Source organism: Marisediminicola senii, from assembly GCF_011057645.1.
In the GTDB taxonomy this organism is placed as follows: Bacteria; Actinomycetota; Actinomycetes; order Actinomycetales; family Microbacteriaceae; genus Marisediminicola; species Marisediminicola senii.
The window spans coordinates 235755-258747 of sequence record NZ_JAALGE010000001.1; the positions used below are offsets into that span (position 1 = coordinate 235755).

Annotated in this window: 26 protein-coding genes and 1 tRNA gene; 11 read left to right on the plus strand and 16 right to left on the minus strand. The window is 68.3% G+C overall.

The window, feature by feature from the left end:
* Nucleotides 1-33 precede the first annotated feature (33 nt).
* Genes G5S38_RS01090 through G5S38_RS01100 form a run of 3 tightly spaced genes read left to right on the plus strand, consistent with a single transcriptional unit; the run spans nucleotide 34 to nucleotide 1568 of the window.
* Complete coding sequence (locus G5S38_RS01090; RefSeq protein ID WP_235928831.1) at nucleotides 34-531, plus strand: amino-acid N-acetyltransferase; 498 nt, start codon at nucleotides 34-36, stop codon at nucleotides 529-531.
* A gap of 5 nt (nucleotides 532-536) precedes the next feature.
* Nucleotides 537-1169, plus strand: coding sequence for a hypothetical protein (locus G5S38_RS01095; RefSeq protein WP_165063328.1), 633 nt, complete (start codon nucleotides 537-539; stop codon nucleotides 1167-1169).
* 12 nt (nucleotides 1170-1181) lie between these two features.
* Complete coding sequence (locus G5S38_RS01100; protein WP_165063329.1) at nucleotides 1182-1568, plus strand: dehydrogenase; 387 nt, start codon at nucleotides 1182-1184, stop codon at nucleotides 1566-1568.
* An 8-nt stretch (nucleotides 1569-1576) separates the two neighbouring features.
* Here G5S38_RS01100 and G5S38_RS01105 read toward each other — a convergent pair whose 3' ends face one another.
* Complete coding sequence (locus G5S38_RS01105; protein WP_165063330.1) at nucleotides 1577-2380, minus strand: FadR/GntR family transcriptional regulator; 804 nt, start codon at nucleotides 2378-2380, stop codon at nucleotides 1577-1579.
* A gap of 246 nt (nucleotides 2381-2626) precedes the next feature.
* Between G5S38_RS01105 and G5S38_RS01110 the strand changes: the two genes are divergently transcribed.
* From G5S38_RS01110 to G5S38_RS01120, 3 genes are all read left to right on the plus strand, one after another.
* Nucleotides 2627-3559, plus strand: coding sequence for a proline iminopeptidase-family hydrolase (locus G5S38_RS01110; RefSeq protein ID WP_165063331.1), 933 nt, complete (start codon nucleotides 2627-2629; stop codon nucleotides 3557-3559).
* Between the two features lie 89 nt (nucleotides 3560-3648).
* Entirely contained in the window at nucleotides 3649-5079 is a 1431-nt protein-coding gene (locus G5S38_RS01115; RefSeq protein WP_165063332.1) for an APC family permease, read from the plus strand.
* Entirely contained in the window at nucleotides 5076-5999 is a 924-nt protein-coding gene (locus G5S38_RS01120; protein WP_165063333.1) for an acetamidase/formamidase family protein, read from the plus strand. The genes G5S38_RS01115 and G5S38_RS01120 overlap by 4 nt, the downstream gene beginning before the upstream one ends.
* An 83-nt stretch (nucleotides 6000-6082) precedes the next feature.
* Here G5S38_RS01120 and radA read toward each other — a convergent pair whose 3' ends face one another.
* From radA to G5S38_RS01160, 8 genes are all read right to left on the minus strand, one after another.
* Nucleotides 6083-7462, minus strand: a complete 1380-nt coding sequence (gene radA, locus G5S38_RS01125; protein WP_165063334.1) for a DNA repair protein RadA — start codon at nucleotides 7460-7462, stop codon at nucleotides 6083-6085.
* A gap of 140 nt (nucleotides 7463-7602) precedes the next feature.
* The gene (locus G5S38_RS01130; RefSeq protein ID WP_165063335.1) at nucleotides 7603-8391 is read right to left on the minus strand and encodes an SGNH/GDSL hydrolase family protein; all 789 of its coding nucleotides are present in this window, start codon (nucleotides 8389-8391) and stop codon (nucleotides 7603-7605) included.
* Between the two features lie 98 nt (nucleotides 8392-8489).
* A tRNA-Ser gene (locus G5S38_RS01135) sits at nucleotides 8490-8579 on the minus strand.
* A 98-nt stretch (nucleotides 8580-8677) separates the two neighbouring features.
* Entirely contained in the window at nucleotides 8678-9589 is a 912-nt protein-coding gene (locus G5S38_RS01140; protein WP_165063336.1) for a carbohydrate ABC transporter permease, read from the minus strand.
* Nucleotides 9590-9599: 10 nt separating this feature from the next.
* Nucleotides 9600-10529 (minus strand): carbohydrate ABC transporter permease, encoded by a 930-nt coding sequence (locus tag G5S38_RS01145; RefSeq protein WP_165063337.1) that lies wholly within the window; start codon nucleotides 10527-10529, stop codon nucleotides 9600-9602.
* Nucleotides 10529-11821 carry an ABC transporter substrate-binding protein gene (locus G5S38_RS01150; protein ID WP_165063338.1) on the minus strand — a complete coding sequence of 431 codons (1293 nt, stop codon included), beginning with the start codon at nucleotides 11819-11821 and terminating at the stop codon, nucleotides 10529-10531. Before G5S38_RS01150 ends, G5S38_RS01145 begins: the two co-directional genes overlap by 1 nt.
* Nucleotides 11822-11954: 133 nt before the next feature.
* Nucleotides 11955-12764 (minus strand): hypothetical protein, encoded by an 810-nt coding sequence (locus G5S38_RS01155; protein ID WP_165063143.1) that lies wholly within the window; start codon nucleotides 12762-12764, stop codon nucleotides 11955-11957.
* Nucleotides 12765-12767: 3 nt separating this feature from the next.
* The gene (locus G5S38_RS01160; RefSeq protein ID WP_165063339.1) at nucleotides 12768-13784 is read right to left on the minus strand and encodes an aldo/keto reductase; all 1017 of its coding nucleotides are present in this window, start codon (nucleotides 13782-13784) and stop codon (nucleotides 12768-12770) included.
* A 133-nt stretch (nucleotides 13785-13917) separates the two neighbouring features.
* Here G5S38_RS01160 and G5S38_RS01165 point away from each other — a divergent pair, with 133 nt between their 5' ends.
* Complete coding sequence (locus G5S38_RS01165; RefSeq protein ID WP_165063340.1) at nucleotides 13918-14328, plus strand: ribosomal maturation YjgA family protein; 411 nt, start codon at nucleotides 13918-13920, stop codon at nucleotides 14326-14328.
* Nucleotides 14329-14359: 31 nt separating this feature from the next.
* Here the strand turns inward: G5S38_RS01165 and G5S38_RS01170 are convergent, their stop codons facing one another.
* Together G5S38_RS01170 and G5S38_RS01175 are read right to left on the minus strand one after the other, a co-directional pair.
* Nucleotides 14360-15694, minus strand: a complete 1335-nt coding sequence (locus tag G5S38_RS01170; protein WP_165063341.1) for an MFS transporter — start codon at nucleotides 15692-15694, stop codon at nucleotides 14360-14362.
* 75 nt (nucleotides 15695-15769) lie between these two features.
* A complete protein-coding gene (locus G5S38_RS01175) occupies nucleotides 15770-16582 on the minus strand; it encodes a formate/nitrite transporter family protein (RefSeq protein WP_165063342.1) in 813 nt (270 codons plus the stop codon).
* A gap of 96 nt (nucleotides 16583-16678) precedes the next feature.
* Between G5S38_RS01175 and G5S38_RS01180 the strand changes: the two genes are divergently transcribed.
* From G5S38_RS01180 to G5S38_RS01190, 3 genes are read left to right on the plus strand one after another with little or no spacing between them, the layout of a single operon-like run.
* Entirely contained in the window at nucleotides 16679-17011 is a 333-nt protein-coding gene (locus G5S38_RS01180) for a hypothetical protein (protein WP_165063343.1), read from the plus strand.
* Between the two features lie 44 nt (nucleotides 17012-17055).
* Complete coding sequence (locus G5S38_RS01185) at nucleotides 17056-17607, plus strand: DUF6194 family protein (RefSeq protein WP_201276544.1); 552 nt, start codon at nucleotides 17056-17058, stop codon at nucleotides 17605-17607.
* Nucleotides 17604-17810, plus strand: a complete 207-nt coding sequence (locus G5S38_RS01190; RefSeq protein ID WP_165063344.1) for a helix-hairpin-helix domain-containing protein — start codon at nucleotides 17604-17606, stop codon at nucleotides 17808-17810. Before G5S38_RS01185 ends, G5S38_RS01190 begins: the two co-directional genes overlap by 4 nt.
* A gap of 6 nt (nucleotides 17811-17816) precedes the next feature.
* Here G5S38_RS01190 and G5S38_RS01195 read toward each other — a convergent pair whose 3' ends face one another.
* The 5 genes from G5S38_RS01195 to G5S38_RS01215 form a co-directional block, all read right to left on the minus strand.
* Entirely contained in the window at nucleotides 17817-18764 is a 948-nt protein-coding gene (locus G5S38_RS01195; RefSeq protein WP_165063345.1) for a phosphotransferase family protein, read from the minus strand.
* Nucleotides 18765-18805: 41 nt separating this feature from the next.
* Nucleotides 18806-19222, minus strand: a complete 417-nt coding sequence (locus G5S38_RS01200; RefSeq protein ID WP_165063346.1) for a hypothetical protein — start codon at nucleotides 19220-19222, stop codon at nucleotides 18806-18808.
* Nucleotides 19223-19292: 70 nt separating this feature from the next.
* The gene (locus G5S38_RS01205) at nucleotides 19293-19670 is read right to left on the minus strand and encodes a DUF1801 domain-containing protein (protein WP_165063347.1); all 378 of its coding nucleotides are present in this window, start codon (nucleotides 19668-19670) and stop codon (nucleotides 19293-19295) included.
* 269 nt (nucleotides 19671-19939) lie between these two features.
* A complete protein-coding gene (locus G5S38_RS01210) occupies nucleotides 19940-20875 on the minus strand; it encodes a M56 family metallopeptidase (protein WP_165063348.1) in 936 nt (311 codons plus the stop codon).
* Between the two features lie 19 nt (nucleotides 20876-20894).
* Nucleotides 20895-21263, minus strand: coding sequence for a BlaI/MecI/CopY family transcriptional regulator (locus tag G5S38_RS01215; protein ID WP_165063349.1), 369 nt, complete (start codon nucleotides 21261-21263; stop codon nucleotides 20895-20897).
* A gap of 155 nt (nucleotides 21264-21418) precedes the next feature.
* Here G5S38_RS01215 and G5S38_RS01220 point away from each other — a divergent pair, with 155 nt between their 5' ends.
* Nucleotides 21419-22990 (plus strand): cytochrome ubiquinol oxidase subunit I, encoded by a 1572-nt coding sequence (locus tag G5S38_RS01220; RefSeq protein ID WP_165063350.1) that lies wholly within the window; start codon nucleotides 21419-21421, stop codon nucleotides 22988-22990.
* Nucleotides 22991-22993: the final 3 nt, after the last annotated feature.

Genomic DNA, 22993 nt, shown 5'->3' on the forward strand with positions numbered 1-22993 from the left:
CCCCGGTCCGATGCCCCGCGGTCGGATTTCGTCGTGCGCGGCCCCCGCACCTCAGACGTTCCGCACATCCAGCGGCTGATCGGGCCGCTGGTGAACCGGGGCATCCTGCTCGGCAAGGAGTCCGTGGTGTTCTACGAGGCGATCCGCGAGTTCCGCATCGCCCAGAACGACATGGGAGTGCCCGTTGGATGCGGCGCGCTGCACGTGATGTGGCAGGATCTCGGCGAGATCCGCACCCTCGCCGTCGACCCCGAGTGGATGCACCGTGGCGTCGGGCATTCCATCCTCGAGCGACTCGAAGCGGACGCCCTCGAGCTCGGCCTCACGCGCCTGTTCTGCCTCACCTTCGAGGTCGACTTCTTCGAGAAGCACGGCTATTCGGTGATGGGCGAGGAGCCGATCGACCCGGCGCTGTATTCCGAGCTGCTGCGCAGCCCCGACGAGGGTGTGGCCGAGTTTCTCGATCTGGCCCGGGTAAAGCCCAACACGCTCGGCAATACCCGAATGATCAAGCATCTCTCGCTAGCCTGATGAGTATGTCGACCTTCCGTAATCCCGTCGGCCCGCAACCGAGCAAGGTGTACTGGCGTCGTCGCCTGGTGGCCCTGCTCGTGCTCATCGCGGTCGTGGTCATCGTCATCCTGTTGCTCTCCCGGCTCTTCGGCGGTGCGCCAGACGAACCGGTCGACGACACCGCGGCGGCTGCCCCGACGAGCAGCGATGCCGCCGTCGCACCGTCGCCGAGCTCGACGCCGACGCTCATCGAAGGTGCGGACTGCCTGCCGGAGAACGTCACCGTGACCGCGATCACCGACTCCGAGAGCTACGGCTCCGACGAAGAGCCCGGCCTCGCCTTCACCATCGCGAACACCGGCACCGCCGCGTGTACCTACAACGTCGGCCCAACGCAGCAGACCTTCACCGTCACGAGCGGCGAAGAGCAGTACTGGTCGTCGAAGGACTGCGAGACCGACCCGATCGACGCAGACCTGATGCTCGAGCCGAACGTGCCCGTCACGTCGGAGCCCATCACCTGGGACAAGACCCGATCGTCAGAGGACACCTGCGGCGAGGAGCGCCCGGCCGCTCCGGGCGGGGGCGCCACCTACTACCTGAACGTCTCGGTCGGAGCCGTCGAGTCCGAGCCCGTCGCGTTCATCCTGCAGTAGGCCGCGGCAGCCATGAGCACTCCAGGATCCGCGCCGGAACCCGGCGAGACGCCCCTCTCAATCGCCCTGCAGACCAGTGACAGCGCTGCCGTCGCCTTCGCGCTCCGGCAGGAACCGGTCACGGTGCCGCTGGTCTCGAACGACGACGCCGACCTCGTGCGCGTCTTTCGCGCGCCGGGAGCCGACACGAACGCGCTGCTGCTGTTCTCCTCGCACCAGACCTACGTGTGGATGCTGCCCGACGAGACCGATCACCGCTCCACGGACTTCACGCCGGAGCAGCTGACTGACTACCTGCGCACCCACCTCGACGAGCTCGACGTGGTGTGGTTCGACGTCGCGGGGCCGTTCCCCATGCAGGCCGACCCGGTCGACCTGCTGCGTGCGCTGACGCTCTAAGACTGCGCCTACCGCGCGAGCGTCTCGTTGGCGTGCCGGAGCGCCTCCTGCAGCAGCTCGAAGTCGATGCGCACGTGCTCGCGGGCGATCTCGCTCGCCAGGTCGCCGTCGCGGTCGGCGATCGCCGCGACGAGTCGGCGGTGGTCGGCAAGCGCCCGCGCCTCCATGGCGCGCATGCCCGCCGGGCTTCCCCACAGGTGTGCGGGGGCGACGATGCTGATGCGGGATTCCAGTTCGAGCAGCACCGAGCTGAGCGTCTCGTTGCGGGCCGCCGCGCTGATCGCGAGGTGCAGCAGCGTGTCGGCGCGCTGGGAGTCCTGGCCGGATTCCGCCGCCGCGAACGCCTCTACCAGCGAGTGCAACCGGGTGACGTCGTCATCGTCGCGGTTCTCGGCGGCGGCCCTCGCGATGGTGCCGTGCAACCGGCGTACGGCTTCGCTGGTGTCGGCGAGCGACTCCCAGCGTGACGTCAGGGTGCGCAGTACGGCACCGCTGGATGCGTCGGGCCACTGTTCGCGCACGAACGAGCCACCGCTCTTGCCGCGCTGAGTCTCGATGAGCCCGCGTTCCAACAGTCGCGCCAGCGCTGCCCGCACGGTCATCCGGCCGACGCCGAGCGCCGCCGCGAGCTCGCGTTCGGCTGGCAGCCGCGCTCCGGGCAGGTACTCGCCGATGGCGATGGCCGTCACGAGTCGATCGGTGATCTCGTCGACCCTGGATGCCGAGCGCAGCGGCTGCACCAGGAGCTCCGGGGGAGCGTCGGAGACCCGGGGTGCCGCCCGCGTGCTCGCGTCGCTGCCCTGATCGGCCATGCGCGGGTCCTCGCCTTCGCTGGGGGCGTGCTGGGCGGTGCTGGGCGGTGCTGTGTCGTGTTGTGGTGCCGGGTCGTGCTGTAAGTCGGAGTGCGGTAGTTCGCAGCGGTGCAGGCGACGGCCCGTTACAACCATGTTAACGCTGCCTAATGGTCTTGATCCAAGACCATGAAAGGCACACTATTGCCCTCGGCGCTCGCATCAGTGAGCGCCACTCCTCATCCTCCCTCCCCCCTGGAGCGTGCCGTGCAGCCCACCGTCGCCGTGTCAGAGCAGTACATTCCGTTCGGCGAATGGCGAACCTGGGCGCGCATCACCAGGCCGGGCGAGCAGGCGCCCGAACAGGCGGGGCAGCCGGCCGCAGGGCGCATACCGGTCATCGTGTTGCACGGTGGCCCCGGCATGGCGCACGACTACGTGCAGAACTTCTCGCGCCTCGCGGACACGGGGCGCGCCGTCATCCACTACGACCAGATCGGGTGCGGACGCAGCACGCACCTGCCCGACGCGTCACCCGACTTCTGGACGGTGCAGCTGTTCGTCGACGAGTTCGTGAACCTCGTCGAGCACCTCGGAATCACCCAGTACCACCTGGTCGGCCAGTCGTGGGGTGGGATGCTGGCTGCCGAGCTCGCTACCCGCAGGCTCCCCGGGCTGCGCAGCCTCGCGATCTGTAACTCGCCCGCCTCGATGGAGCTGTGGATGTCGGGTGCCGCGAGCCTGCGTGCGCAGCTGCCCGAAGCCGCCCGCACGGCGCTCGACCAGCACGAGGCCGCTGGTACCACCGACCACCCCGACTACTTCGCCGCGACGCAGGTGTTCTACGACCGCCACGTCTGCCGCATCACCCCGACGCCCGCCGACTTCCAGGCCAGCGTCGACCAGATGGAGGCCGAACCCACGGTGTACCACACCATGAACGGGCCGAACGAGTTCCACATCGTCGGGTCGCTGCGCACCTGGAGCGTTATCGACAGGCTGCCCGTGGTCGCCGTGCCGACGCTCGTGGTCGCCGGAGAATTCGACGAGGCGACGCCCGAGACCTGGGCGCCGTTCGTCGACCGCATCGCCGGTGCCCGCCAGCACGTCTTCGCCGGGGGCAGCCACTGCGTGCACCTCGAGCAGCCGGACACCTTCTTCGCCGTACTCGGGGCGTTCCTCGCCGAGAACGACGGCTGACCCGTCCTCCCGACTCACCCCTCCGAACCCACCCCTCCCGCCATCCCACCCCACCCCTCACCCCGTCGAAATCCCCGAGAAAGAACCCCATGAGTGAATCGTCTGCGCGCCGCGCGAAGTCATCCCAAGAAGAACTCGAGTCCTACGGCTACACCCAGCAGCTCAAGCGTTCGGTCTCCACCGGCGACCTGCTCATCTACGGGCTCATCTTCATGGTGCCGATCGCCCCGTGGGCGATCTTCGGCACCGTCTACAACGCGTCGTCTGGCATGGTGCCGCTCGTCTACCTGATCGGGCTCATCGCCATGATCTTCACGGCACTCGCGTACGCGCAGATGGCGAAGTCCATTCCGCTTGCGGGGTCGGTGTTCTCGTACGTCGGCCGAGGCATCCACCCCACCGTGGGCTTCTTCGCGGGCTGGGCCATCCTGCTCGACTACCTGCTCGTGCCCACGCTGCTCTACGTGTTCGCGGCCGAATCGATGATCGGAATCTTTCCGGAATCGCCTCGCTGGCTGTGGGCGCTCATCTTCGTTGCGATCAACACCGTCATCAACCTGCTCGGCATCAGTTCGATCAAGCGCATGAACCGCGCCTTCCTCGCCATGGAGCTCGCGTTCGTGGCCATCTTCATCGTGATCGCGATCATCGCCCTCACCAACGGCGTCATTCCGGGGGCCGAGTTCACGACCGACCCGATCTGGACCCCGAGCGAGGTATCCGGGCCGCTCATCGCGTCGGCCCTGTCGATCGCCGTGCTCAGCTTCCTCGGCTTCGACGGCATCTCCACCCTCGCCGAGGAGTCGACCGGTGGCCGCAACAGCGCGGGCAAGGCCATGATCGGCGCCCTGCTCATCGTCGCCGTGCTGTTCATCGTGCAGACCTGGCTCGCCAGCTCGCTCGCCGCCGGACGCGACGCGTTCAGCGACGACGAGGTCGGCAACGCGTTCTTCACGATCGTGCAGGCCGCGTCGAGCACCGGATGGATGACGGCGTTCCTCGTGGTCAACGTGCTCGCGATCGGCATCGCCAACGCCATGGCCGCGCAGGCCGCCACGTCGCGCCTGCTGTTCTCGATGAGCCGCGACCGGCAGCTGCCCGCGTTCCTCAACAGGGTCAACAAGAACCAGGTGCCGCAGGCCGCCATCCTCGTCGTCTCCAGCCTCTCGGCCGTACTGGTGCTGTTCTTCGTCGGCCAGATCAACCTGATCTCGTCGCTGGTGAACTTCGGTGCGCTGTTCGGCTTCATGCTGCTGCATGTGTCGGTCGTCGTGCACTACATCGTCCGCAAGAAGTCGAAGAACTACCTGCTGCACCTCGTCGTTCCGACGGTCGGCTTCCTCATCATCGGCTACGTGCTCATCAATGCGAACGCCGAGGCCAAGATCGGCGGCCTGGTCTGGCTCGTGCTCGGCGCCGCAGTATTCGCGTACTACAAGGTCACCGGCACGAAGACGCCGCTCACCAGCCCGACCACCGAACCCGAGCTCGACGTCGCGGGTGTGGAGGGCGACCGATGAGCGAGCACTTTCTCGCGAACACCCTCGGCCAGCCCGGGTTCGACGCCACCCTCGAGCCCGTGCTGCGCATCCAACCCGGCACCGGCGAGCACATCGCGTTCGAGACCAGCGATGCCGTCTACGCCGAACTGCACGACCACCACGACATGGCGAAGCTCACCGCGCAGATCAACCCGGTCACCGGCCCCGTCTACGTCGAGGGAGCGATGCCCGGCGATGTTCTCGCGGTGACGATCCACGAGATCCGGCTGACCGATGTCGGCTGGTCGGTGAGCCTGCCCGGTGCGGGCGCGCTCCAGAACGTGATGGGCGACGGCATATTCACGCGCCGCGTTCCGATCGACGCCGAGGGCGTGCACGTGACCGGGCGGCACGTCTTCGACGCGAAGCCGATGATCGGATGCATCGGCACGGCGCCCGCCGCCGGTGTCGGCTCCACGATCATGCCGAGCTACCCGACGGGCGGCAACATGGACCTCACCGAGTGCCGCCCCGGGTCGACCGTCTACCTGCCCGTGATGGTGCCAGGCGCCTACCTGTCGATCGGCGACATCCACGCGATCATGGCCGAGGGCGAGTCGTCGTTCGTGGCCATCGAGGCGCAGGGTACCGCGGTGGTGAGCGTCGACATCGTGCGCGGTCTGGCGCTGCGCGCCCCCCGGGTCGAGACCGAGGACGAGTGGGTCTTCGTCGGGCTCGGCGACCCGGTGCAGGAGAGCATCCAGCGTGGGTACGAAGACGCCTTCTCGTTCCTCGTCGACCAGAACGGCTGGGAGAAGGGCGACGCCTTTGCGGTGCTCAGCGCGGTCGGGCACTCCCGGCTGGGCGGGCCGACCGGGTCGCTCGACCCCGATCCGCTGCACCCGTTGACGCCAGCGGGATCGGTGACGGTGCACCGCATTCCGAAGAGCGTGCTGTAGCGGCGGCCTCGCCGCCCAGACAGCGCGGCCCGGCACCGCGGCAAAACGCCGCGGCGCGGCATCGCAGCCGGGCGCGTGCGCCCCTAGAAGTTGGGGATGCGCACGCGCTCGGTCGCGTCGGCGCCGGTGAGGAACGCGAGGCGCACCGCCTCGCCGATGTGCCCGGCCTCGGCGTCGAGGATGGTCGTGAAACCGAGACGCCGGGCTTCGGCTGCGCGCTGCTTGGTCGACGACGCGGGACGCACCTCCCCGGCGAGGCTGATCTCGCCGACCGCCGCAAGCGACCCCGCGAACGGCTTGTCCTTGTAGGCGCTCGCGATCGCGAGGGCAATGGCCAGGTCGGCGCCCGGTTCGGTCACGCGGATGCCACCGACCGTAGAGACGTAGACGTCGTAGCCGCTGAGCGCGAGTGACGCGCGCCGCTCGAGCACCGCGAGCAGCATCGCGACGCGGGCGGAATCGACGCCGTTGACCACGCGCCGCGGCTGCGGCGCCGACGACTTGACGATCAGGGCCTGCATCTCGACGGGGAGCGCGCGGCGCCCCTCGACCGCGATGGTCACGCACGTGCCGGAGACGGCGACGGCGCCGCGGGAGAGGAAAAGGCCGCTGGGATCGGAGACTTCGGCTATTCCGTCGCCCGTCATCTCGAAGCATCCCACCTCGTCCGTCGATCCGAAGCGGTTCTTGTGGGCGCGCACGAACCGCAGGGCGGTCTGCCGGTCGCCCTCGAACTGCAGTACGACGTCGACGAGGTGCTCGAGCAGGCGGGGTCCGGCGATGGTGCCGTCTTTGGTGACGTGGCCGACGAGCAGGATGGGGAGGTTGCGGTCTTTCGAGACCCTGATCAGGGTCGCGGCGACCTCTCGCACCTGCGATGGCCCGCCCGCGAGTCCCTCGGAGAGGGACGACGACACGGTCTGCACGGAGTCGACGATCACGAGCTGCGGCTGCACCTGGTCGATGTGGCCGAGGATCGTGGCGAGGTCGGTCTCCGCCGCGAGGAACAGCGACGGCTGCAGCGCGCCGGTGCGCTGGGCGCGCAGGCGCACCTGGTTGACCGATTCCTCGGCGGTGACGTAGAGCACGGTCGCGCCGGCCTTGGCCGCGCGGGAGGCGACCTCGAGCAGCAGGGTGGACTTGCCGACGCCCGGCTCGCCGCTGAGCAGCATCGTCGCGCCCGGCACGATTCCGCCCCCGAGCACGCGGTCGAACTCGCCGATACCGCTCGGCCAGTGCGCCACCGACTCTGCACCGATGTCGACGATGGAGCGTGCGGCCCTGGCGTCGTCGACGGCCGCGGGGCGCACGGTGCGGGCGGAGCCCACCGACTCCGGCATGGTCTCGACGACGGTGCCCCACTGCTGGCACTCGCCGCAGCGGCCGGCCCACTTGAGGGTCGTCCAGCCACACTCCGTACACCTGAAGTTCGAGGCGGATGCGCGCGTTCGTGACTGGGCCATCAGCCCAGCCTAGGCAGGACGGCCGACATCGCCGGGCGACCCTCCACACGGTCAGCGGACGCGCGCTCGCGGGGCTGTGGCCAGCCGGGTGTGGGGCCGGTGTGCGTGCCTGTGGCGGGTGCCCGTGCCGTGGACCTGGCCTACGCCCGCGCCTGCGGCTCCTCGGTCGGGCGCGCGTCGGCGCGCTTCTCGATGGCGCGCAGCCGCTCGGCCACCAGCGGCTCGAACGCCGACGCCCAGACGGCGTATCCACGATCGTTCGGGTGGAAGAAGTCGGCCGCGACGTCGCGCAGTGCCGTGCGTGCCGCGGTGCGCGCCCGGGTGATGCGGTGCAGCGGGGCGACCACGAGCCCGAGCTCGCCCGCCACCCGGTGCACGATCTCGTTGGCCACCCGCACCTTGCGCTCGGCGTCGCCGTAGTAGAACGACGGCAGGTCGGCCACGATCGCGAACTCCGGAAGCGCCGCATACAGCTCCCTGATCTCGCGCTCGAAACGCTCGGGGTCGAACTCGCCGACATCGTTCGCGCCGATCGACACGGTCATGATGTCGGGATTGAGCCGGGCGAGCGCGGGCAGCTGCTCCAGCGCCTCACGCACCCGCGCCCCGGACTGGGCGAGGTTGACGACCCGCAGCGTACCCCCGGTATGGCGACGGATGCTGCGCGCCAACAACCCCACATAGCTGTGGTTCGGGCGGCTCGCGCCTATGCCCTGCGCCGCGGAATCGCCGATGGCCACGTACAGGTGGTCACCGGTCTTGCGGCGCTGTGCCCGCCAGAACGCCGAGTTGACCGGGATGGCCTCGGCGAGGCGCTCCATGCCGCCCGCCCGCCGCCGGATGACGAGGTGCCGGCCGACGAACACGGCGCCGGTCAGCACGCCCGTGACGCCGGCCGAGATGGTGACGGCCCGAAGTGCAGTTCGCATGCCAGAACTGTAGCCGCGTCATCCACCCCGATGGGCCTGCCTATGGCCGCAAAGACGTGAAAAAACCCCGGAATCGCGGGGATTCCGGGGCATTCACATGGCGGTACCGGTGGGATTTGAACCCACGGTGGGCTCTCACCCACACAACTTTTCGAGAGTTGCACCTTCGGCCGCTCGGACACGGTACCGCCGTCGATCTTAGTACAGGTCTGGGGGTGTCGTTTCGCGGGGCGATACCAGCCGCGAATGGAGCCGGATCAGTCGAATGCGACGACGAGCTGTTCGGTTAGCGAATGCCGCTGCGGGCGAACCCCTGCACGAAGTAGCGCTGGAAGACCAGGAAGAGCACGACCATCGGCAGCACCGAGATGAGGGTGAGAGCCATGCTGGCGCTGTAATCCGGTGTCGACTGCCCCTTCAGGTAGAGCAGCCCGATGGGGAGCGTGAACAGCTCGTTGTCCTTCAGTGCGATGAGCGGCCACGCGAAGTCGTTCCAGCTGCCCAGCAGGGTGAGCAGCGCCAGCACCGCGATGAGCGGCTTGCTCAGCGGCAGCACGATCTGCAGGAAGACGCGAATATGGCCGGCGCCGTCCATCCTCGCCGCCTCGATCAGCTCCTCCGGTATCGACAGGAAGAACTGCCTGGCGAGGAAGATGCCGAACGCGGCCGCGGCGCCGGGCAGGATGACCGCCCAGTAGGTGCCGTAGAGCTGCAGCCCGGTGACGAGCCGGAACTGCGCGACCATGATCGCCTGCACGGGGATCATCATGGTGGCCAGAGACAGCAGGAACAGCAGGTTGCGGCCTGGAAACCGCAGGCGGGCGAACGCGTAGCCGGCGAGCAGGTTCAGCGCCACGGTGAACGCCGTGACGAACGCGCCGATGACGACCGAGTTGACGAACCACTCGGCGACCGGGAACCGGGCGAAGACCGACTCGAAGTTCTCGAGCGTGATCGTGCTCGGCCAGAACCTCGGCGCTCCCGGTTCGAACACCTCGCCGCTCGGGGAGAACGCGATGACCAGCATCCAATAGAGCGGGAAGAACACGATGGCGGATGCCGCGACCGCGAGCACCAGGCGGGTGATCCAGGCTCCCCGCGAACCGGTGCGGCCCCGCGCGGGACGGGTGGGCACGCGGGTGCGCGTGCGGGCCAGGTCGGCGGCGGGGGCGATTTCTGTCAGCTGTGACGACGTCATTCTCGGTGTCCTATTCGACGAGGTCGCGCGTACGGTTGGTGCGCCACTGCACGAAGGTGAAGGCGAGGGTGATCAGGAGGATCACGATGCCCAGGGCGGCCCCGTAACCCTGCTCGCGAATCTGGAACGCGTTGCGGTAGGCGTAGGTACCCAGCACGGAGGTCGAGAATCCGGGACCGCCGCCGGTCATCACGAAGATGATGTCGAAGACCTGGAACGAGGCGATGACGTTCATGATGAGCAGGAAGAACGTCGATGGCCCGACGAGCGGCACGGTGATGGAGCGGAACTGTTGCCACGAGTTCGCGCCGTCGATACGGGCCGCCTCGTAGAGCTCAGGCGAGACGCTCTGCAGGCCCGCGATGTAGATGACCATGTTGAAGCCGATGCGCAGCCAGATCGAGGCGATGATGACCGAGACCATCGCCGCGGCACCGTCGGATTGCCATGCGACGGGGGAGCCCCCGAGCGAGACGAGCACCTTGTTGACGATGCCGGAAGACTCGCTGAAGATCGTCACGGCGATCAGGCCGGACGCGACGCCCGAGATCACCAGCGGCAGCACGATGATCGTGCGGAAGACTCCGCGTGCGGGGAGGACGGAGTTGAGCAGCACCGCGAGGCCCAGCCCCCCGATGAGCTCGATGGGCACGGTGATGGCGGTGAAGAGCAGGGTGTTACCCAGGCTCTGCCAGAAGATCGGGTCGGCGGCCATCCGGGTGTAGTTCTCGAACCCCACCCACTCCGGGGTGCCGAATCCCCGGGTCTCCTGCAGCGACAGCTGGATCGCGTAGAGGATCGGCACGAAGAGGAACAGCGCCATCAGCAACATGTTGGGTGCGAGGAACCCGAAGCCGGCGACGGCCTCACGCCCTCGCGCCGAGCGCAGCCGCACAGCCGTTGACCGGCCGGTGCGGCTGCGCTCAGACACCGCGGTCATCAGCTGGTGGCCTCTTCGATGGCGGAGCTGATATTCGCCAGCGTCTCGGCAGTGCCCTGCCCGCCGACGAAGGCCTGTTCGAGCTGGTCCTGCATGGCGACCGAGATCTCGGCGAGGAACGGCGACGTGAGCTGCTTGACGTCGGTGGGCTCGATTGTCGTCGCCTGCTCGACGAACACGGGCATGACGTCGGGGCGCACGGCGAAGTCGATCGATGCCGGGTCGATGTCGACGCGGGTCGGCAGCTCGTTCGTGGCAGCGCAGAAGGTGCTCATGTTCTCGGCGTTGGACATGAACCGGAGGAACTCGGCCGCGAGCTCCGGGTTCTCCGTTCCCGCGGTGGCGACGAGGGCATTGCCGCCGAGGTCGGTCGCGCCGCGCTCGTTGACCGGCATCGGCGTCGCGATCCAGTCGAAGTCGGCGAGGTTCTCGACGTCGGGAACGAGGAAGGACCCGACGAACGACATCGCGACGGTCTGCTCGGTGAAGAAGGCATCGGCGTAGGTCGCGGACTTGACGGAACTGGTCGGCGGAACCCACTGGTTCTCGAAGAAGCTCTTCGTGAAGTCGAGGGCCTCAGCGCCCGCGGCGGAATCGATGGCGGGCGTGGTGCCGTCTTCTTCGAGCAGGGCGCCGTCGGCTTCGAACAACCAGCTCAGCCAGCGGGGAGTGCCGCCGAGCTGCCAATTCGACGCGAAGGGGTATTGCTCCGCGGGGAGCGACGACCGCAGGGCCGTCGCGACATCGGCGAACTCCTCCCAGGTCCACGCCTCATCGAGGGTGGTGGGGATGTCGGTGATCCCCGCGGCCGTGAGCAGCGGCACGTTGACGAGCAGTGCAGAGACGTCGGTCTGGTGGGGAACGCCATACGGCGTGCCCTCGAACGAGACCGCCTCCCAGAACGCGGGAGTGAAGGCCGCGACCTCGTCCTCGGTGAAGTAGTCGGTGAGGTCGAGCAGCTGCTCCTGGCTGGAGTAGACGCCCACGTTGCCGTAGTCGGCCCGAAAGATGTCGGGCGCCTCGCCCGAGCTCAGCTGTGCGTCGATGTTGGTGAACATCTGGTCGTATGGCACCACGTTGAGCTCGACCTGTGCGCCGTCGTTGGCGGCTTCGAATTCGGTGATCAGCGACTCGAAGGCCGCCTGTTCGGATTCGCTGGCCCAGGTGGTGAAGGTCAGCGAGCCTTCGGAGTCGGCGTCGCCGCCTCCGCCGCCGAAACCGGCGCATCCGCTGAGGGCGGTCGTCGCGGCGAGGGCTGCGGCGACGAGGGGAATGGTGCGTTTGGTAGTCATGTCGAACCTCTTAGCGCGGGGGGTGAGGGGATATTGGCAGAGGCTGGCAATTCAACAAACCCAACCAGTGGGCTGCCCGTGTGCGCGCTGTGAGGGTCGGGCAGGTTGGTGTGCCTGAGGGAGATGTGCGCGCCTACTCGGCCGAGCTGTAGATCACGATCTCACCGGACGGTTCATCGAACACGAACTGCAGCGCGGTGCCGATGGGGTAGTCGCTGCGCAGCTCGTCGGGCATCTGTTCCGTCACCTTGATGGCGATCGCTGCGGGAAACGCGTTCGCCGCGCAGCCGGTCAATACCAGCCCCTGCACGGAACTGGTGGCGAGGTCGAATCCGGCGGCCGTCGTGATGAACAGGCATTCGTCGACGTACCCGTCGGTGACGATGCCGTCGGGCACGACGACGGCGCGCATGCCGCGGAACTCGGAGAACACCCGGGGACTCGAGGTCCCACCGAAGGTGAAGTACGCCGGAATGTCGACGCCGCTCTCCTCGCCCAGCCGGATCACCTGCGTCGCCCCGAGGCCATGCGGATCGGGGGTGTCGCGTTGGATGACCGCGGCCGACCCGAGCACCGCGGCGATGATCGCGGTGACGAGCGATAGTGCCCAGAGCACGGGCAGGCTCCACCGCGACGGGGTGGGCGCGGTGTCGGGGGTGGACGCGGTGTCGTCATCCGGGGCGGTCGCCTTCGGAACGGGCGGCTGCGGGGCGGCGTCGGCCTGCTGCCCGGGCTGTGGGCCAGCAGTCGCTGGCTCGACGGCAGGCGCGGTGGCTGGCGCCGCGGCATCCACTGGTTCACCCTGCGTCGAGGTGGCCCGCCGCTCGAGCGCCTCGAGTTCGCGCAGTCGCCCGAGGGCCGCTGCGTCGGCGTGGATGTCGGCGCCCGGACCGTATGCGCGCGCCCGGAGCATCCGCAGCTCGTGAACCGCCTCGGGATCCACGCCTTATCGCCGCCGGGCTGCCGGCGCGAGAGTCGCGGCGCCGTAGCTGTTGTCGTTGGGGTTGATCGTGACGCCGGGAGCGACGATCGCGTCGATGCGGTCGAGGGTCTCCGCGCTCAGCGTGACGTCGAGGGCGGGCAGCTGCGATTCGAGCTGCTGCATGGTGCGCGGGCCGATGATGGCCGACGTCACGCCGGGGTGCCGGATGACGAACGCGATCGCGAGTTCGATCATCGAGATGCCGGCGTCGTCGGCAACCGCCGCAATGTCGTCGATGAGGTCGAGCTTGCGCTGGTTGGCGGCGTACTCCATGTCGAAGCGGTGCCCGGGGCGCGCCGCCGAGGCCGAAACCGGCGGGTTGTCGCGGCTCCACCTCCCCGACAGCCAGCCGCCGGCGAGCGGACTGTAGGTGAGGGTTCCCATGCCGTGCCGCTGCGTGGTCGGCAGCACGTCTTCTTCGATGCCGCGCACGAGGATCGAGTACGGCGGCTGCTCGGTGACGAAGCGTTCCAGGTTGCGCTCCCTGGATACCCACTGCGCCTCGACGATCTCGCTGCCCGAGTACGACGACGAGCCGATGTAGCGCACCTTGCCCTGCCGCACCAGGTCGGTGAGCGCGCCGAGGGTCTCCTCGACGTCGGTGGTGGGGCTCGGCCGGTGCACCTGGTACAGGTCGATGTAGTCGGTGTCGAGGCGCCGCAGCGAATCCTCGACGGCGCGCATGATGTACTTGCGCGACCCGCCGCTGCGGTTGGGGCCGTCGCCCATCGGGATGAAGAACTTGGTCGCGAGCACCACGTCGTCGCGGCGCCCCGTGAGGGCTGCGCCCACGATCTCTTCCGAGCCCCCTGCCGAGTAGACATCGGCGGTATCGACGAAATTGATGCCAGAAGCGAGGGCGTGATGGATGACGCGGATCGCGTCGTCGCGGTCGTCATTGCCCCACGGCCCGAACATCATCGTGCCCAGGCACAGCGCGCTCACCTCGAGACCGGTGCGGCCGAGTAGGCGGTACTCCATGGGTGCTCCTTCGCAGTCGGGTCGTGCCGGCGCTCGCGGCACGCCACGACACCCCACGAGCACCCTAAGCAATTCTCGGCTGAACGGCGCCCGGGAGGGCACCTGCGGCTGCCGCGCCCGTAGCATCGGGTCAATGGATGCGGCGGTGGGGCGAGTGCGGGTGCGGTCGCGGAGGCGCATTGCGCTCGCCGTGCCCGTGGTCATCGCCCTGGGGCTCGTGCTGCGCTTCGGGCTGTCCGGATACGTCGCGGATGCCTCGGGCGGGGTGCTCTACGCCCTGCTGATGTACCTCGCCATCGCGTTCATCGCCCCGCGCCATGCGGCCATCCGGGTCGGAGTCATCGCGCTCGGCGTCTCGGTCGGCGTCGAGCTGCTGCAGCTGACGCGCATTCCGCTGCTGCTGGCGGAGGCGTTCCCGCCCGCCGCGCTGGCCCTTGGCACGTCGTTCGCGCTCGCCGACCTGCCGCCGTATGTGGTCGGTGCGCTCGCTGGCGTGCTGCTCGACCGGTTCCTGGCCTCAGGCCGTTCGGCCGGGCGTCGCTAGGCCAGTCGTCGTTCGCCAGGGCGACGCCAGGTCAGTCCTCCAGCGACTGGCCGCGCAGGTCGGGCAGGGTGAGCGCTGCGATCGCCGCCACCGCGAACACCACCGCGAACACGCCGAACGGCAGCGCGACACCGCCGAGCGCGAGCAGCGGGGGAACGCAGAGCGGCGCGATGATCGATGCCAGTCGCCCGAACCCCGCCGCCGAGCCCGCACCCGTTCCGCGCACCCTGGTGGGGTAAAGCTCCGGCGTGACCGCATAGAGGGCACCCCATGCGCCGAGGTTGAAGAACGACATCAGCGAGCCGAACACCAGGATGGTGGTGACGTCTCCCGCGGTGCCGAACAGGCCGGCGGCGATCGCCGACCCGGTGAGGAACGTGGCGAGGGTGGCGCGTCGGCCCCACCTCTCGACGAGCCACGCCGACACGGCATACCCGGGCAGCTGGGCGAGCGTGATGATCAGCGTGTATTCGAACGACCGCACGAGCGAGAAGCCCTGGGCGACGAGCAGCGTGGGCAGCCAGATGAATGCTCCGTAGTAGGCGAAGTTCACGCAGAACCACACGATCCACAGCGAGATCGTGCGGCGGCGCAGCGACCGGCCGAACAAGCCGGGGCGGGGTTGCCTGGGAGTCAGGGCGACGGTGCGGGCATTTACCTGCCCTGCCGGGCTGGGGACGGATGCGGCATCCTCGAAGTTCCTCACGACCTGTTCTGCCGCGGCGTGACGGCCTTTAGCCTCGAGGAACCGCACCGATTCGGGCAGCCCGAGGCGCACGTAGATCGCATAGACGGCGGGCACCGCACCGAGCGCGAGGGCCCAGCGCCATCCGTCGTCGCTCGTCGGCACGACGAAGTAGCCGATGAGCGCGGCGGCGGTCCAGCCGACCGCCCAGAACGATTCGAGGATCACGACGACGCGGCCGCGAATGCGGGCGGGCGCGAACTCGCTGACCAGGGTGGAGGCGACGGGGAGCTCGGCGCCGAGGCCGAGGCCGACCAGGAAGCGCAGGGCGACCAGCGCGCCGATAGACCAGGAGAGCGCAGACAGCCCGGTGAAGAGGCCGTAGACCAGGAGGGTGAGCGCGAACACCTGGCGGCGGCCGAGCTTGTCGGCGAGGAGCCCGCCGAGGCTCGCGCCGATCGCCATGCCGAGGAAGCCGGCGGAGGCGACCCACGAGAGTTCGGCCGCCTCGACGTTCCACACGATGACCAGCTGGGCGATGACGAACGAGATGAGTCCGACGTCCATCGCGTCGAGCGCCCAGCCGATGCCGCTGCCGCCGACCAGCTTCGAGTGCTTGCGCGTCCAGGGCAGGGAATCGAGGCGCTGCGACCGGGTGCGGGTGGTGGTGGCGTTGGTCATTCTGGAATCGTATTGGTCCCGTCCAGTGCCGCGCGTCACCCTTCGGCAGGTGCACACGGGCCGCCGGGGTGTTGTTCAGCGGCCCTCGGCCTCGGCCTTCTTCTCGAACAGCTCCTTCGTGCGCAGCAGCCGGAGCGCCGTCACCAGGACCAGGCCGCCGAGCATGTTGAACAGCAGGGTGTACCCGAACCAGCCCAGCCACTCCAGGTAGGTGATCGAGGCGCCGGTGTGAATGGCTCCGAAGATCAGCAGCGAGTCGAGGATCGAGTGGAACAGCTGCAGTCCGGCGAGCAGGAAGCCGCCGATCACCGTGGCGACGATCTTCGCCACCTCCGATTCGGTGCCCTGCTGCATCCGTGTCATCAGGGTGATGGTGCTACCGCCCAGGATGGCCAGCACGATGCTCTGCAGGCCGAAGGGCGCGTCGGTGAAGTGGCGCGCCGACTCGACGAGCGTGTCGTGCCACTGCGGGAACGCCTGCACGACGAGCCACATGAAGAGCCACCCGCCGGCGAGGTTCGCGACGAGGGTGCCGATCCACAGTCGCGCGAGCTGGGCGATGGTTCCCTCGCGGGCGACGATCGCGGCGACCGGCATGAGGAAGTTCTCGGTGAACAGCTCGCTGTGCGCGAGCATCAGGGCGATCAGGCCCACGCTGAAGGCCAGGCCGGCCAGCAGGTGGTCACCGGTCTGGTCGAGCACAGCGAGGTAGGCCATTACTCCGAGCCCGACCTCGATACCGCCGAAGAAGCCGGTGATGAGCACTACCCGCCACGTGCGGGCCAGTCGCTCGGCGCCCTCGGTGATGGTGTTGTCGAACGACTCGGCGATCTCGTCTTCGACGGGATCGTCGCGGTCGCCGATTTCCTTGCGGCGGGCGTCACTCATCGGGCAGCTCGTTGCGTGTCATGCTTCACTATCTGCGCGTGGATGCGGCGCATGCAATCCCCTCCCCTGATCCCCGCGGTGGGGTTGAATCGTGGTATGAACGACGGCCAGCGCACCCAGCTCCTGCGGCGTGAGATGGTGCGCCGGGTGAACGATGGGTGGAACGTCACCGAGCTGAATCCGTTCGACGTGACGCTCGTGCATCCGGTCGACGCGCCATGGTGGCGATTGCTGCTGGTCGCGGTGAACCCGGTGTTCTGGTTCACCGGCTTTCCCCTGCTGCCGAACGTCGAACGGTGGCTGGCGGTCACGATCGACGAGGACGGCACCCTGTGGAGGTCGACGGTCGGCGACGTTCCACCATCGTGGCAGCGCGACTTCTCGTGGGAAGTACCCGACGGGCCGGTGCCGCACGCGACGACGGTGTGACACTCGCTTTTCGCGTGGGCCGCGGCCAAGCTGGACGGGTGAGCATGCACGAGATACTGGACGCCATCAGGTTATTCGACGGGGTAGTGGAGTTCGCGCCCACGGAGGGCAGCGATGTTCCGCCCATCGCCTGGGGTGACCACTTCTTCTACTACTCCCCAGACGGCAGCATCCCCGCTACCACCCAGCCATACGCGACCATCGTGACCAAGGACTACCCCGATGACACGACGTCACGGCTCGGCGTCGACGGCCGCTGGAGGTTGAACGTACAGGTCGATGCGACGACCTTCGCCACGCTGACCGGCGGCAGGGGACCGGATGCCGCGCCACACGACCCCGCCGAGGCCGACGCCGTGCTGCGGCATCCGGTCTATGGCGCCCTGGATTGGGTGGCGATCATCAACCCGGGGCCGCGCACGCTGTCGATGGCGAAGACACTGCTGCGCGACGCGCATGAGTCCGCCCGCCGGCGTGCTGAGCGTCGGGATGCGGTGGGCCGCGGTTCCGAGGGCGGGGGTGAGGGTGACGCGCGTGAGGGCGGCGAGGGTGAGGAGGACGCCCGTGTCACGGGCGCCGGAGGGCCCGCGTCATGACCGACCCGACACCGTTACCGCCGATCGGACGACCCGCCACCCGGGCGCTGGCCGAGGAGGGCATTAACAGCCTGGACGACCTGCGCGGCCGCGACATCGACGAGTTGGCGTCGCTGCACGGCGTAGGGCCGAAGGCGCTGCGGTTGCTGCGCGAGGTGCTCGACGCGCCGGGGGCGGCCGGGGCGTCGGGGGAGTCGGGCTGAGCGGCGTCAGGCGGCGCCAACCCAGCGATCGTGTAGCCAGTCGGCAGCAGCGATGGCTTCGCTGCGTTGGAACGCCCGGAGCGTCGGCATGTTCGGTAAGGCCGGTTGCGATGCCTTGTGAAAGAACCCGCCGGCCAATGCGGCCAGTACCGAGTTGATGGCTTCGTCGGAGACCCCGGCGAACAGCGGGTGCGCCTCAAGTACGCCATCGGCGTCGAAGCTTTCCTGTCGCCGTCGGGCATCCAGCAGGTAACAGGCGCCGTCCAACCAGCGCGCGCCGACGCTTGCCCACGGCCAGTCGATGATCCAGGCCGTCCCACCTGGGTCGATCAACACGTTGTCGGCTCGGCAGTCGAGATGCACAAGAAAGTCTCCTCGGGCGGCCGATGCGACAGTACTGGCGGCGGCCTCGAGGCGGTCGAAGGAGGCGCGAACCCACTCGGGCAAATCGTTGGTGCTGTTGTCGCGGCGAAGTTGAGCCCATCCGTCGGCTTCGCCAGCGAGTTCATCGGCGGCGTTCGGTAGGTCGCGAAGCGAAGACCCCCTGACGGTCGGAAGGCTCGCGAGTGCGTCGATGACGGCTGAGATATCGGATCCGTCTCGCGCGGCTCCGGGATGTCCGCCGTCGATGTCTTCGAGAACCAGCGCGACCCATTCATCCGACTCGTGAAAATGCAAAAGCCGCGGCGCGTGGACCGACTGCGGCAAGGCTGCCAGCACGCGCGCCTCACGGCGATGCAGCTCGGCCGCGTACGCATTCCGCCCGTAATGCACGGCTTTGACGAATGCACGGTAGCCGTCGATCGTTATCACTCGGTCTGCGCTGCCCGGGGAGAATCCGTGGTGTTGGTTCGATGCGCTGATGACGTCGCTACCGAGAATGGATGCCACCGCCCTGTGCAGCTCGTCGGGCAGATCCGACCACGACACTCGGGAATGCTCTGCGTGCGTCATCGCATCACCGTAGCTGGCGTCGTGGGCGCCCACCCGTTTCGCTAGGCGGCGCCGCGCTTCCTCATGCGCAGCTGCCGCACCGACGAGTAGACGAAGGCGGCGGCGACGAGCAGGTAGAACGGGGCAGCGATCGGCGCGACCGCGGCGGCATCATCCCCTCCCGTGGGGACGACCAGGAAGTACGAGATTCCCTGCAGGGCGAAGAGCGCGGCCATGACGAAGCCCGAGGGCGGCCCGCCGGTGAGCCGCCACCACGGGCGCGATGGCTCGACCGGTTCGCCCGCGCCGCGAAAGGTGCGGGTGCAGAGCACCAGCAGGCCGACCAGCAGGGCGATGGTCGCGGCAGCCGCAATCGTGGGGCTCCCCGTGGCAACGACGGCGAGAAGCCCGGCGAGCAGCACGATGATGTAACCGACGACGACGGCGGCGACTTTGCCGACGGGTGTGGTGATGCGCATGTGATTCCTCCTCGCGCTTCACCCCAGTATTGCCGGGTGCGGGCCGCGGTGCGTCGCGCACGGTGCCGCGCTACCGCAACTGGGCGACCCACCGCGCGATGAGGATTCGCACTTGGGCGAGCTGGTTGTCGGTGATCGGCGCTTCGGTGAACGTCGCGACGAGCCGGTTTCGGTCGGCGCGACGCACCCATTTCGCAAGCGGGCCCACGTCGATCTCGGGGTGGTCGGGCTTCGGCCTGGCTCCGGTGTGCAGGATCAATTGCACGGCCGTCGGCCTGCGGAGGTTCATGGTCGCGAAGTCATCGGTCAGTGCGTAGTTCGGGGCATTCCACTTGACGCTTTCGGTCACACCGGGAACCGCGAGCAGCTCGTTCCTCAGGGACTCGATCGTCGGTAGCAGCGGATGCTGCAGTTCGCCGAGCAAGTCGTCCACCTCTGGTGCCCTCATGCGGCGAACCTACCCACAGCGCGCTATCCCCGTCGAGGGCGAGTCGAGGCTGCGTGGGTGACTGTGGTCTCGGCAGCTGCGCCGATCTGACCCGCGCGAAGCTTTCATCATTCAGGAGGGGACGGTGCCGGCCTGGGGCGTCGAGGTTTGAGATGCCGGCTGCAGCAGCATCCATTCTTCACACTGCGGCTTGCAAGTGGCCCATTCCTACGCCCGTTCCTGAATGATGGCGAACTCGAGCCGCCCGTTCCTGAATAGCGAAAGCCCAGCTAGCCCGCGAACAGCAACACTGTCGGCACGGCGACGAGGGCGAACGACCCGGCGAGCACGGTCGCGCGGCCCGCGGTGCCGAGTCGGTTGCCGTGCCGGATGCGGTCTACCCTGGCGGCGGTGTCGGTCGACCGTGCACCGTGGGTGCTGCCGAGGGATTCAGCAGGGGGCATCCGCTGGTCCGCCGACGCAGCGGCCACGAGGTCGATCGCCGACGATAGCGAGGCGTCGTCGACGGTCGCGCGCGCGTGGTCGTCGGCGACCATCTCGATGAGCATTCCCACCTCGCGCTGCGAGGTGTTCGCGATCGGGAACCACGGCAACGACGTGTGCCAGGCGTCGAACGCGAGGAGCACGAGGTAGTGGCGCTGTGACAGGTGGGCACGTTCGTGCTCGATGACCGCGGCGAGCTGGTCGGCGTCGAGCAGTTCGAGCAGTCCGGCGGAAAACACCGTGACCGAGTGCGCCGACCCCGGCAGGCAGTAGGCGACAGGCAGCTGGAGGTCGATGAGGCGCGAGTGCGGCAGGTCGGGGATCGGCGAACTGAGCAGCTCGACCAGCTCACGGTGCCGGCGCCGCTGGCGGTCGATGCGTACGACGGTGAGCACCAGGTTGAAGACGAGGTGGGCGCCCAGGAGGAGGCCGGCGCAGAGCGCGATCACGTGCCAGACGGGCACGGCCGGGGTGACTCCGGTCACCGCGACGTTGCGCACGAGGGCAGCACTGGCCGGCACGATGCGCTCGCCGAACGGCACCAGCCCGAAGGTCAGGAGCGCCCCGATCATCGAGAGCCCGCCCGCGAGCGCGATCGCCTGCCACAGCACGAGGGCGGTCGCGGGTGCACGCGCGGGCCACGCCGCGCGGGCCAGTGCCAGCGGCACGGGCCACGCCAGCGCGATCGCGAGCAGCCCGAGCAGTACCGATGCGGTCAGCACGATGCGGTGAGCGGCGGCGTCAGGCGCCGAGCAGCTTGCGCAGGGTCGCTGCCTCGCTCGCGCTCGCCTGGCCAACGAACCGCTCGAGCACGGCGGTGCGGTCGTTCGCCGTGCCGAGCACCTCGTGCATCAGCTCTGCCATGCGGTCTTCGCGCGTTGCCGCGGCGACGAAGCGGTGTGGGCGTGCCGTGCGCTCCCGGGTGACGAACTTCTTCTTCTCGAGCCGGCTGAGCACGGTGAGCACCGTGGTGGCGGCGAGGGGCTTCGACGCCTCGCCGCCGCCGCCACCGGCGGCCAGGGTCTCCTGCAGCTCGTAGGCCGTGAGGGGAGAGTCGGAGGTCCACAGGATGTCCATGACCGATCGCTCGAGGTCGCCCAGTGTTGGCATCGGGTGGCTCCTGTCCCAGACGGTGGATGACGCGGTGCCCAGGACTTTCGCCCCTGCCCCACATCGTTCTTCTACGATAGCGTAGAAGCTACTTCTACGTATGCGTAGAATTGAGTTCTACCTGACGTAGAAGTACACCCGACGATTGGCACCACGTGGATCCCCTCGAGATTGCCCGCTGGCAATTCGGCATCACGACCGTCTACCACTTCTGGATGGTGCCGCTGACCCTCGGGCTCGGCCCGGTCGTCGCGATTTTCCAGACCATGTGGGTGCGCACCGGCGAGGAGCGCTGGCTGCGCATGACCAAGTTCTGGGGAAAGCTCTACCTGATCAACTTCATCCTCGGCGTCGCGACCGGCCTGGTGCAGGAATTCCAGTTCGGCATGGCGTGGAGCGAGTACTCCCGTTTCGTCGGCGACGTGTTCGGTGCCCCGCTCGCAATGGAGGGGCTGCTCGCGTTCTTCTTCGAGTCGATCTTCCTCGGGCTGTGGATCTTCGGCTGGGGGCGCCTACCCAAGAGAGTGCACCTCGCCACGCTGTGGATCGCCGTGGCGGGATCCGTCGTGTCGGCGTACTTCATCATTGTGGCGAACTCGTGGATGCAGCATCCAGTCGGCGTCGAACTGGTCGATGGACGCCCGGTCATGACCGACATCTGGGCCGTGCTCACCAACAACACCGCCATCGCGGCGTACACCCACACGATCTTCGGCGCGTTCGGCGTCGGCGCAGCCTTTCTCATCGGCATCTCGTGGTACCAGCTGTGGCAGCGTCGCCGCGACGGAGTCGATGAGGTGGATGCCACGGGCCGCGTGATCGTCGGAGAGGCCCCGAGCATCCCGGGCCGCGACCGCACCGACCACTCGGTCTGGATCCGGTCGCTGCGCATCGGTACCGTCGTCGCGATCCTTGGCTTCGGTGGGGTCGCCATCACCGGCGACGTGCAGGCAAAGCTCATGTTCGACCAGCAGCCGATGAAGATGGCCGCGGCCGAAGCCGCCTGCCACACCGGCACCGCCTTTTCGGTGTTCGCGATCGGCGACCTCGGCGCCCAAAGCTGCGACGACGTCGTCAACGTGATCGAGGTGCCCGGGCTGCTCTCGTTCCTCGCTCACGGCGACTTCGACACCCAGATCAAGGGCGTCAATGACCTCATCCCCGAGTACCAGGAGGCCTACGGCACGACGACCGCCGACGGCACCGAGATCAACTACGTGCCGATCATGGCCGTGACCTACTGGGGCTTCCGGCTGATGATCGGCTTCGGCGCACTCGCCGCATTCGCCGCCGTTGTCGCGCTGTGGATGACCCGCAAGGGAACCGTTCCGCGGTCGAAGTGGATCATGCGGCTCGCCCTGCTCGGCATCCTCGCGCCCTTCGCGGCAAATTCCGCCGGGTGGATCTTCACCGAGATGGGCCGCCAGCCGTTCGTCGTCGCCCCCAACCCGAACCCGAGTGGTGTCGACGGCGTGTTCATGTTCACCGCCGCGGCGGTGTCACCGACCGCGACCGTGGGGGAGTTGCTGTTCTCGCTGATCAGCCTCGCGACCGTCTACGGGGCGCTCATGGTGGTCGAGGTCATCCTGCTCGTGAGGTTCGTGCGCGGCGGGGTCGGATCGGCCATGCCCGAACTTGCCCCGCACGACGACGACCACGGTGGCGGCCACGACCCCGATGATCCGGACGCGCCCAAGTCCGGCGACGTTCTCGCGTTCGCGTACTAGGAG